The 9,448-nt window shown below is 44.1% G+C and carries 9 protein-coding genes and 1 tRNA gene; 8 read left to right on the top strand and 2 right to left on the bottom strand.

Features of this window, described 5'->3' with window-relative positions:
- From ENI34_07380 to ENI34_07350, 7 genes are all read left to right on the top strand, one after another.
- A partial coding sequence (locus ENI34_07380; GenBank protein ID HEC78947.1) for a ribonuclease Y occupies nucleotides 1–176 on the top strand: 176 nt, incomplete at its 5' end.
- Nucleotides 173–538, top strand: a complete 366-nt coding sequence (locus ENI34_07375) for a membrane protein insertion efficiency factor YidD (protein HEC78946.1) — start codon at nucleotides 173–175, stop codon at nucleotides 536–538. The genes ENI34_07380 and ENI34_07375, both read left to right, overlap by 4 nt.
- A gap of 24 nt (nucleotides 539–562) precedes the next feature.
- Complete coding sequence (locus tag ENI34_07370; protein HEC78945.1) at nucleotides 563–1,312, top strand: hypothetical protein; 750 nt, start codon at nucleotides 563–565, stop codon at nucleotides 1,310–1,312.
- 191 nt (nucleotides 1,313–1,503) lie between these two features.
- Nucleotides 1,504–2,067 (top strand): hypothetical protein, encoded by a 564-nt coding sequence (locus tag ENI34_07365; protein ID HEC78944.1) that lies wholly within the window; start codon nucleotides 1,504–1,506, stop codon nucleotides 2,065–2,067.
- Nucleotides 2,068–2,093: 26 nt separating this feature from the next.
- Nucleotides 2,094–2,167, top strand: a tRNA-Ile gene (locus tag ENI34_07360).
- A gap of 105 nt (nucleotides 2,168–2,272) precedes the next feature.
- The gene (locus ENI34_07355) at nucleotides 2,273–2,548 is read left to right on the top strand and encodes a hypothetical protein (GenBank protein HEC78943.1); all 276 of its coding nucleotides are present in this window, start codon (nucleotides 2,273–2,275) and stop codon (nucleotides 2,546–2,548) included.
- Nucleotides 2,549–2,557: 9 nt separating this feature from the next.
- Nucleotides 2,558–3,352, top strand: a complete 795-nt coding sequence (locus ENI34_07350; protein ID HEC78942.1) for a hypothetical protein — start codon at nucleotides 2,558–2,560, stop codon at nucleotides 3,350–3,352.
- A gap of 55 nt (nucleotides 3,353–3,407) precedes the next feature.
- On the opposite strand, the gene ENI34_07345 is transcribed toward ENI34_07350, so the two are convergent.
- Together ENI34_07345 and ENI34_07340 are read right to left on the bottom strand one after the other, a co-directional pair.
- A complete protein-coding gene (locus ENI34_07345) occupies nucleotides 3,408–4,838 on the bottom strand; it encodes a tetratricopeptide repeat protein (protein HEC78941.1) in 1,431 nt (476 codons plus the stop codon).
- 35 nt (nucleotides 4,839–4,873) lie between these two features.
- The gene (locus ENI34_07340; protein ID HEC78940.1) at nucleotides 4,874–7,603 is read right to left on the bottom strand and encodes a hypothetical protein; all 2,730 of its coding nucleotides are present in this window, start codon (nucleotides 7,601–7,603) and stop codon (nucleotides 4,874–4,876) included.
- A gap of 428 nt (nucleotides 7,604–8,031) precedes the next feature.
- Between ENI34_07340 and ENI34_07335 the strand changes: the two genes are divergently transcribed.
- The coding region (locus tag ENI34_07335) for a hypothetical protein (GenBank protein ID HEC78939.1) at nucleotides 8,032–9,448 on the top strand (1,417 nt) is incomplete at its 3' end.

Raw genomic sequence — 9,448 nt, 5'->3', positions numbered from 1 at the left:
CAATCCAGGCGGGAAGAGAAATAAGGGTGATGGTTCAGCCGGAAAAAATATCTGATCTGGAAGCGGAAAGTCTTGCTCAGGAAGTCGCCCGACGGATAGAAAAAGAGACCCAGTATCCCGGCCAGATAAAGGTGACGCTCATAAGGGAAAAAAGGGTCGTGGAAATAGCAAAATGACCTCCACCTGCATACTTCTTGGCTTCCTGCTTCTGAACCGCCCCGAATACGAAACCAATCCGCTGAAGATCATCATAAAGACCGGGCTCGAGACCTACCAGAAAATTGTCTCAACATCCCAGGGGGATGTCTGCAATTTTACCCCCTCCTGTTCACGTTTCGCCAAAAAGGCGGTTCAGAAGTATGGTCCGATATGGGGCTCTTTAATGGCGGCGGATCGACTTATGCGCTGTAATCACTGGGCGTTTGAACATTTCAACACCTATTATGCCGGGATAAAAAACAATAAGATCTACGATCCCGTAGAGAATAATTACATCTTCGGAAAATCAAGAAAACGACGCCGCCCTGAGAAGGAGTGAACATAAAGTTCAAATAATTGTCTTATGCCGCTGATTGTTCTTTTTCTCTTTTCCCAGACAGAGTTGTTTGCACCCGACAAAATAGTGCGGTTCGCCGATTTCCTCTATGAAGAAAAAGATTATTCTGCGGCACTCAATGAATACCGGCGTTACCTCTTTCTTGCCGACTCCATCCCGGAAATTACTTATGAAAGAATAATCGACTGTCTTGTTCAACTGAAAAGATATGATGAAGCCGTAAAAGAATCGAATTCAATCAAAAACACCGGCCGCAGGAATTTCATAAAAGGTGAAATATTTTTTCGGGCTGGGATATATGATTCATCCCGCTATTATCTCAACCTCGCGGGGCTCCCGTATAAAGAAAGAGCAAAAGAACTCACTGGCCTGACATACGCAAATGAATTCCGCTTTCAGGAAGCCGGTAATTATCTGAAATTACCCGGGAATCTTCCTCATTACAAAAAACCGATATTGGGCGCGATCTTCTCTTTACTGCCCGGAGGCGGCCATTTTTACTGCGGAAGAATCGGTGACGGATTCTTTTCTCTTTTGATTGTCGGCGCCGCAACGGGTCTGTCATATTATTATCACTCCCAGAAAGAAGAGCTGAAATTCGGTGTTTCGCTCGGCACCGCGGTCCTCTTTTATATGGCGAACATCTACGGAGGAATCAATGCGGTGCGCAATTATAATTATTACCAGAACGAAAAATATCTCTGGAGCATTGAAGCTTTGGCCAAAGAAAAAGAAGAATCGGATAAAGAAAAGTGATCATCTGCATCCTTTTATTCTCTCAGTTTTCACTCGCGGACTCTTTATATGCGAATAATTATTATGAAACTGCATACATCGAGTATAAAAGAATCTTCTTTTTTTATCCGGATTTCTCTTCAAATATAAAGAAAAGAATAAATTACGCAAACTCATTACTGAAAATCGATAAAACAAAAGGGCTCTATGAGATGAAAAGAATAGTCGATGAATTCCCGGAGATGGAACCAGAAGCCCTGGTCAAAATAGCGAAGTGTTATCTGAATGCGGGAAATTTTTATGAAGCAAGTAAGCTGTTGCTCAAAACCGACGAAGAAAGATTACTCGGTTTAAGTTATCTGCTTGACGGCAGACTGGTAAGTGCCCGCAATTCTTTTACAGCAGGCGGTGATTATAAAATCGCCGAAGAGATTGATGAGTTTATAAGGAAACCGAAAACTTCGCAGAGAACCGCCGCCCTCCTCTCATTCTTCTGTCCCGGTGCCGGTGAAGTATATGCCGGTGATGTAAAGCTCGGTATAAAGGACTTTCTTCTGACCGGCGGTTCTGTTTATCTTATTTACAACGCCGTAAAGAAAAAGAAGTACATCGATGCAATATTGATATTCAATCTTTTATTCAACCGTTTTTACTTCGGCTCCATCTACAACGCCCGGAAAACAGCTATTGAGAAGAACGAAAAAGAAAGACTGCAGTTGGTCACCAGGCTCAAAAACACCTATTTTAAAAGGCTATTGACAAATTCGCTTGAATGACTATAATTTCTAATCTTTAATCAGGAGGGCCTATAGCTCAGTTGGTTAGAGCGCACGCCTGATAAGCGTGAGGTGAGTGGTTCGATTCCACTTAGGCCCATCCCCCCTGCAGATTATGGAGGGGGAAAGCTGCAGATGAGCAGCAGGGTGTTAATGAATGAGAGCGATGCTCCATTCATCGCGTTAAGCAAAACAAGGAGGAAAAATGAGGACAATCGCAATAATGCTGGTTGCTGCTATTGCTTTAGTAGTAATAGGCTGCCAGCCGCCAGAAGGAATGGGTGGTGTCTCGCAGGAACAGTTTGATACGTTGAAGGCACAGGTCGAGACATTACAGACAGACCTCGGTAATCTCCAGACAGCTCTTGATTCTTTAACTACGCTGTACAACGACCACATCGAAAAATTCCATAAAAAAGGTGGAACAACAGCTCCAAAACCACCGGCACCGAGTAAACCACCCAAAGTAAAGATAAAATAGGAGGAAATAATGAAAAGAATCTTAGCTCTTTCAATTGTGTCCCTTTTGTTCGTTCTGTTCATTGGATGTGAAAGCGAAGTCACACTCACTGCACCGGAAAACCTGACAGTCACCGCCGCAACCAATGAAGTAGATGTCGTGCTCGATTGGGACGAGGTAATCGAAGAGATTGACGGGTATATCGTCTATTTCAACGGTACGGCCATCGATACAGTCGCCACTGCCGGGTATACCCACACCGACCCCCAGGAAACAGGTTCTTATTATGTCACTGCATATATCGGCGAAGACGAAAGTGACCCGAGCACCTCAGTAAGCACAGCTCCGGTCGTCGCCGACAACATCACCCTTGCTGAAATCAATGCTTCAGGAAACAGCGGCCTCGGCTGGGACAGAACCAGTGGTTCAGCCACCAGCTACTCAATGGCAGACGCGACCAATGCGGCGTTTATCGACTTCTATTTTTCAGATTGGGCTGCCGGTTATGGTGGCAGTTCTTACAGCTTCATCAGTCCCGACCTCGTCGAGACTGATCCCGGGGTCACCTGGAATATGTCAGGTTCCTGGAATTCTTCAAGTTTCACAAACGCATTAACTGAAAGCTTTGACAACGTAACCGTCCTTCCCGCATCAGGTTATTACAACACCTCTGAGATCACCGCAACAAACGCTGCTTATGGAGTCTACACCAATGACGGCTATTACGGGCTTGTTGAAGTCAAAAGCATAAACACCAATACCGGTGAAGTTGAAATTCGTGTTGCTTTTCAACCTGTCCAGGGACTTCGTATTCTGGAACATTAAAAACTTTGTAATAAAAAAGCGGGCGCCAGCGCCCGCTTTTTTATTACCCTTTCACTCACTTCGCAAATTGTTTCTTCAACTCCTCTATTCGCTTGAATAGTTTAACCTTCTTATAAATACTCATCGCCTTTTCAAAATACCGCCGGCTCTCTTTTCTGGCATCTGGTTCCGAGGTATTATACAGCACCTCGGCATATTTATAATAAGCATCGGCAACCCCGGTCGGAATCTTCATTGCCTCAAAAACCTTTAAAGACTCCCTGAATCTTTCAACCGCCCGCCGCTTCTGCTCCATAATCCCGACTCGTGCTGCCAATAATAACGCTTCGGCCCGCTGTAAACTCACCCCGGCTTTATCGGTAAACTTCAGAGCCATCCTGCTGTATTGCCTCGCTTTATTCAGATGGTGTAAAAACTTTTTCTGCTTCTTAGCGCCGCGGTGCCGCCCCAGATACCTCTTCAATTCCAGCTCACCGAAAGTAACATAGAGAGCCGCTGATACTGAATTTATCTTCACCTTTGAGACGATCTTTTCCGCGGCTCGAAGAGCCGTTTCAGCGGCGTTAAATCTTCCATGCACAATATGAACCGTGGCGACGGAACAGAGACTTTCCACCTCTCCCAGCCGATCATTGATCTCCTTCCGTAATTTCAGCGACTCACCGAAAAAACGAAGAGCCTCTGGATAATTACCCAGCATGATATAGACCAGCCCGATATTATTGAGGCACAACGCCTGGTAATACCGATCACCTATCTTTTCTCTTATCTTCAATGAGCGAGTATAATATTCAAGCGCCCGGGGATAATCACACAATTTTCTGTAGACACCGGCGATATTATTCAAACTCGTCGCCTGGCTTTCCAGAATACCGGTCTTTTCGCTCAAACTCCGGTATTTGTTGTAATATTTAAGCGCCTTCACAAATTCACCGAGCATGTCGTACACATAACCGATATTATTAAGGCAGATCGCTTCATCCACACGGTTACCGATCTTTTTGAATATCTTCAATGCCCGATTATGGTATTCAAGGGACTTTTGATAATCACCCGCTCTGCTGTATACAGCACCGATGTTGTCAAGACTTACGGCATAACCTTCGTGATCACCGATCTTTTTCTGCAGTTTTGCCGATTTATGAAAATATTCAATCGCCTTCGGGTACTCACCGAGGATGCCGTAAACATAACCGATGTTATTAAGGCTGCCGGATGCACCTTTATTATCCCTGGCTTTTTTGAAGATACAGAATGCCTTCCAGGCGGAGTCTTTCATCTCCTTATATTTACTGATCGAGGCGTAAATTTCACTCAACTGAAGGAAACACCCTGCTTCACTCCTGTTGATACCGTTCTTATGTGCAAGCAGAAGAGCACGGTTGATATCCTCAAGCGCCGTTTCGTTTTCGCCTATAAGATTATAGACCTCTGATCTCCCTCTGAGCGCCCGGATCAGAAGTTCCACTTCAAAATTTTCAGACATCAAAAAAATTCTCCACCGGTAATCCCGGTCTTCTATTATTTCTCCTCAAGTTTCCCATAAGAATCTATCGCCCGTGTGAAAAATTCAATCGCTTCCTTATTTGCATAAACCTTCTTCGCCTTCTCTCCGGCTTCGACAGAGTACAGCAGCGCCTTTTCATAATCCATGCCGTGATAAAAATGGTATGAGAGAAGGCCGATAAATTCTTCGCGCCTCTTCTTCACCTTCTTTTCGATAAACCCACCGGCTGCTTTGTGGAGGTCTCTTTTTTTGGCAAACGAAAGAGTACTGTAAGCGACCTCCCGTGTAAGGATGTGCTTGAACATATACCTGACCCTTCCTCTCTTTTTCTCCGCCTTTATCAAATCAAGGAGTTTAAGATTTTGCAATGACTGCTTCAACAGTCTCTTGTCATAATATATCCCTTCCAGAATAAATCCGTCGAACTCCCTTCCCAGAACCGACGCCGTCTGAAGAAGTTCCTTATCGCGGATATCCAGACGGTCAATCCGATTCAGTATCACACCCTCGACATTATCGGGAACGGCGATGTTTTTGACTTCTGCACTGAACCGCCATTTACCGTTTTTATCCTCAAAGATAACACCCTGTTCGATAAACGACTTGATGATTTCCTCAACATAAAAAGGATTCCCCTGGGATTTATTAATAATTATTTCTCTAAAGACCTCGGGAAGCGATTTGATGTTCACCAGACCGCCCGCCAGTTCCGCGGTCTCTTTTCTGCTGAGCTCTTTAAGCGAGATCTCCGTATAGAATTTCTTCTCCATAAATTCTTCTTTGCTCTTCAACGGTCTGAAGATCAGAAGGAAAAAGAATTTCTTATCACTGATGTTCCTGGCGATATAATTAATCAACTCCTTTGAAACCGTATCTGCCCATTGTAAATCCTCAATGACCACGCATATCGGTTTTCTCCGCATTTGATGTTTAAAGAGTTCGAAAATAATATCAAAAAATTTCTGCCTTTTCGCCCTGGCGTCGAGAAATCCCGTGAACTTCGTTCCGGCGAATGCTGTACCGAGCACTTCACCGACCACCGGCAGCCATTTAATGAGCTTTTTATCGACCTTTTCAATCAGCCTCTTCATCTTCCGTTTCTGAACTGAAGGGGTGTCGGTCGGTGAAATACCGAACAGATCGTTCAGAATCTTCAACCAGGGATGATAAGGCAGTGTTTTATCATACGAGAGACAGTCTCCGCTGAATATTCGGAACCCTGCTTTTTCAAGCATCCTGACGAACTCCACGGCAAGACGTGATTTCCCCATCCCCGCCTCACCGGAGATCCCCAAAATCTGCCCCCTGGATTCCCGAACCAGTGGAATCAATTTTTTGAAAATCCAACTTTCTTTATCCCTGCCGATAAGTTTTTCACTCTCTGAAACCCAGCGGGACAATGGCTTCTGGGCGACCTGCCTCTTCTTCAAGAGTTTATAAGCAGAAATGTATCCTTTTTTACCCTTATATTTTTTCCTGCCGAGCATCCGGTATTCAAATGCGCCGTAAGTTCTATCAAATACGGTTTCGCTCACCACCACCGTATTATTCGAAGCACGGGCGGCAAGCCGGGCGGCAAGATTTACGGCATCCCCCATAACCGTATATTCCCGCCGTATCTCAGAGCCGACCGGCGCGGCGAACACGAATCCTGAATTGATTCCTATCCTCAAATCAATCTTTTTCATTTCCTGATGATTGAAAAAATCGTATGCAAAGAGAACAGCTCTATGTTCATAGTCTTCGTATGCAGTGGGAAAACCGAAGACGACAAGAAATCGCGCGCTGTCTTTATAAAGATCGATCTTGTTCAACCATCCCCCGTACTGTTTTATAAGTTTTTGAAGCAGATTATACATATTGCTCAATTGCGAAGCAGCGAGACGTGGATCTCTATCATAAGGGAGCCCTGCAAAGTGCAGGAAAACGACTGCTGTTTTTCGGTGTTCTCCGTCTTTCTGGTCAAAGAACGGCTTCAATTTAATGCGGTTATAAAGCCAATCCGGCACATAATTCTTTAAATCAGCCGTCTTTTGTTCAAAAAAAGCAAACGACCCCTGACCTCCAACCACGGTCTTCTGCGGCACCGTGATCTTTCGGTATCTGCTGCCGACCTCTTTATATCTATAAACCTCGGAAGATAATCTTTTAAAAATCAAACCCTCGGCTTCTTTTTTAATTCCGCCGTCCACAATAATCTCCCCTGCCTGTGCCTGATCAGCAAGTTCAATCACCTTATTCGCCGCTTCTCCGCCGAGAAAAAAATCCGTCTTCAAATCCTTGAAAAATATCGGTCCTCTGGTAATGCCGATATGCATATCTATTTTAAAAACCCCTGCTTTCGTCTTCGCTGTTCTGTGCTTTTGAACAAAATCTATCGCCTGCCGCGCCGCGCAGACACTTCGGAAGCCGGCTGATAACTTATTATAATGAGCCGGGAAAAAGGCAAGTATCGCATCTCCGCCGAAGCGGTAGATATCACCGCCCCATTCAATGATCATCTTGATAAGCGGTTCAAAAAATGCGTTTATAATCCTCGTAACCTCTTCAGCACCTTCCCTACCTAAGGATGTAATTTTTTCACTCATTGCAGTGAAGCCCGAAATATCGGCAAAAAGAAGCGCTCCCTCAAAAACTTCAAAAAATCTGGGTCTCGTATCAATAAGTTTTGAGAGAAGTATTCTCTGAGGCACAAAGCCCGTCAGAGACAGAAAAACATTTTTCGTCGTATGCGTTCCTTTCACTTCGGCCCCCTGCTGTTATTAAATCTTCGTGAATAAAATTTCACAGAGATGAAATATACCTTAATTTTAAACCTCTGTCAAGTTATAGATATTCTAACCTCTCCCGTCTAAGATTTTGTTTTCGTTTCCCGCCCTTTGAGTTATCTGACTCCTCTCCACTTTTTTATCATCCCTCTGCCCGCTCTTTTGTCATTCTGACGGAGTCTGCCCGAAGCAGACGACTGAAGAATCTCAATAACTAATGACTGATAAAGATTCTTCGTTTCACTCAGAATGACAGAGAAAGAAGGCAAACTCAGACGTTGTCCTGAGTGGAACGAAGCAATGACGGAGAAGAAGGGTCAATCAAAACGAAAAAAAGGAGAGGAGTCAGCATGTCATCTACTTGACATTTTTGCGTTGCAGTATACAATAACTGAGAGGAGAAGATGGGAAGAGATATTGTTTTAAATTTTCTTTCTATGGAAATTCATTTCCCTTTTTATTCATTTACTTTTTCCCTTTTACTTGCTGTTTCTTTTTTATCTGCCCAGGTGGGTTGGGGTCCGGATGTGCGATTGACCTATATGCAGGGTGGTGGATGGTATCCGAGGGCGGCGTGTTGTGGGGATACGATACATTTGGTCTGGTGGCAGGCATATACCGGGCATGATGAGATTTATTATATGCGTTCAACTGATGCTGGGGAGAGTTGGTCTGAGCCGGTGCGGTTGAGTGTGGAGGATGAGCAGAGTGGTACGATGCCTGTTGTTGCTTGCAATGGTTCAACTATTTATGTTTTTTGGTGTGAGGAAGATTTTGGAACTTTGTTCAAAAAAAGTACCGATGGAGGGATAACCTGGAGTAGCATTGATTCTACTTTACAGGGCGAAGTTTATCAAGATGTAGCTATGTCAAACGATACGATATTCTTAGCTGGAGGTCGTGATCCTGGTGATATAATTTTTAGATTGGGTATTGATAGTGGTAATATTTGGTTACCATTGCAGATAGTTGGCTATGGATGTTATGTTCGACATTACGTATCTTCACCATTAGTTAATTTTACATATCAAGTTACTCGCTATTGTCAGGAGATTATGTTTAAACAAAGTTCTGATAATGGTTCAACATGGCCTGATAGTATGATAGTTTCTTATTTTGATTCGGTGGGCAGTCAGACACCTAGAATAGATGGTGATGACAGTGGTGGTATTCATATTGTCTGGTATGATTATAAGTATTCGCCCTATCCCTGGACCGGTGATATCTTTTATCGGGCAAGTCGGGATTCGGGGAATACCTGGGAGCCGATTGATTCTTTAACGATTCAGCATCGGGCGGTGGCTTCAGATATTCTTGCGGAGGGGAGTAATTTGCATTTGGTCTGGGATGATGAGCGTAATGGAAATTTTGAAATATATTACCGAATGAGTAGTGATTTGGGTCGGACCTGGGGTCCGGAGATAAGATTGACTGATGCAATAAACAGTTCGTCCAACCCTGCGCTTGCCTGTGGTGGTGGGTATTTACATCTTTTCTGGCAGGATGCTCGGGATGATTCAATAGGTGCGAGGAATGCCATTTATTACAAGCGTAAGGACCTTTCTGGTGGAATATCTGAGTTGGAAGGGGTTTTGTCTTCAGGAATAGATTTTGGTGTATATCCGAATCCGTTTTCAAAGCTGATCAATATCAGCTTAGGCAAAGGGTACAGTGCAGAGAGCAGAGAGAAAACCGTTGGCACCATGCCTATACCTCTAAGTTTAAAGGTTTTTGATGTTTCAGGCAAGGAGGTGATTGCCTATGAGATAACGGGCAAAAAAGCCAGGATAGACACAAGAAGCCTGCCTTGTGGGGTTTATT

The sequence above is a fragment of the candidate division WOR-3 bacterium genome, from assembly GCA_011052815.1.
Taxonomy (GTDB): Bacteria; Hydrothermota; Tepidihabitantia; order SM23-42; family SM23-42; genus DRIG01.
This window is presented reverse-complemented; position numbering and strand designations above follow the sequence as displayed.

What these genes read in the sequence shown, in the direction of transcription:
- ENI34_07375 (HEC78946.1), top strand. Translation starts at nt 173, where the DNA reads ATGACCTCCACCTGCATACTTCTTGGCTTCCTGCTTCTGAACCGCCCC.
- ENI34_07370 (HEC78945.1), top strand. Translation starts at nt 563, where the DNA reads ATGCCGCTGATTGTTCTTTTTCTCTTTTCCCAGACAGAGTTGTTTGCA.
- ENI34_07365 (HEC78944.1), top strand. Translation starts at nt 1,504, where the DNA reads ATGAAAAGAATAGTCGATGAATTCCCGGAGATGGAACCAGAAGCCCTG.
- ENI34_07355 (HEC78943.1), top strand. Translation starts at nt 2,273, where the DNA reads ATGAGGACAATCGCAATAATGCTGGTTGCTGCTATTGCTTTAGTAGTA.
- ENI34_07350 (HEC78942.1), top strand. Translation starts at nt 2,558, where the DNA reads ATGAAAAGAATCTTAGCTCTTTCAATTGTGTCCCTTTTGTTCGTTCTG.
- ENI34_07345 (HEC78941.1), bottom strand. Translation starts at nt 4,838, where the DNA reads ATGTCTGAAAATTTTGAAGTGGAACTTCTGATCCGGGCGCTCAGAGGG.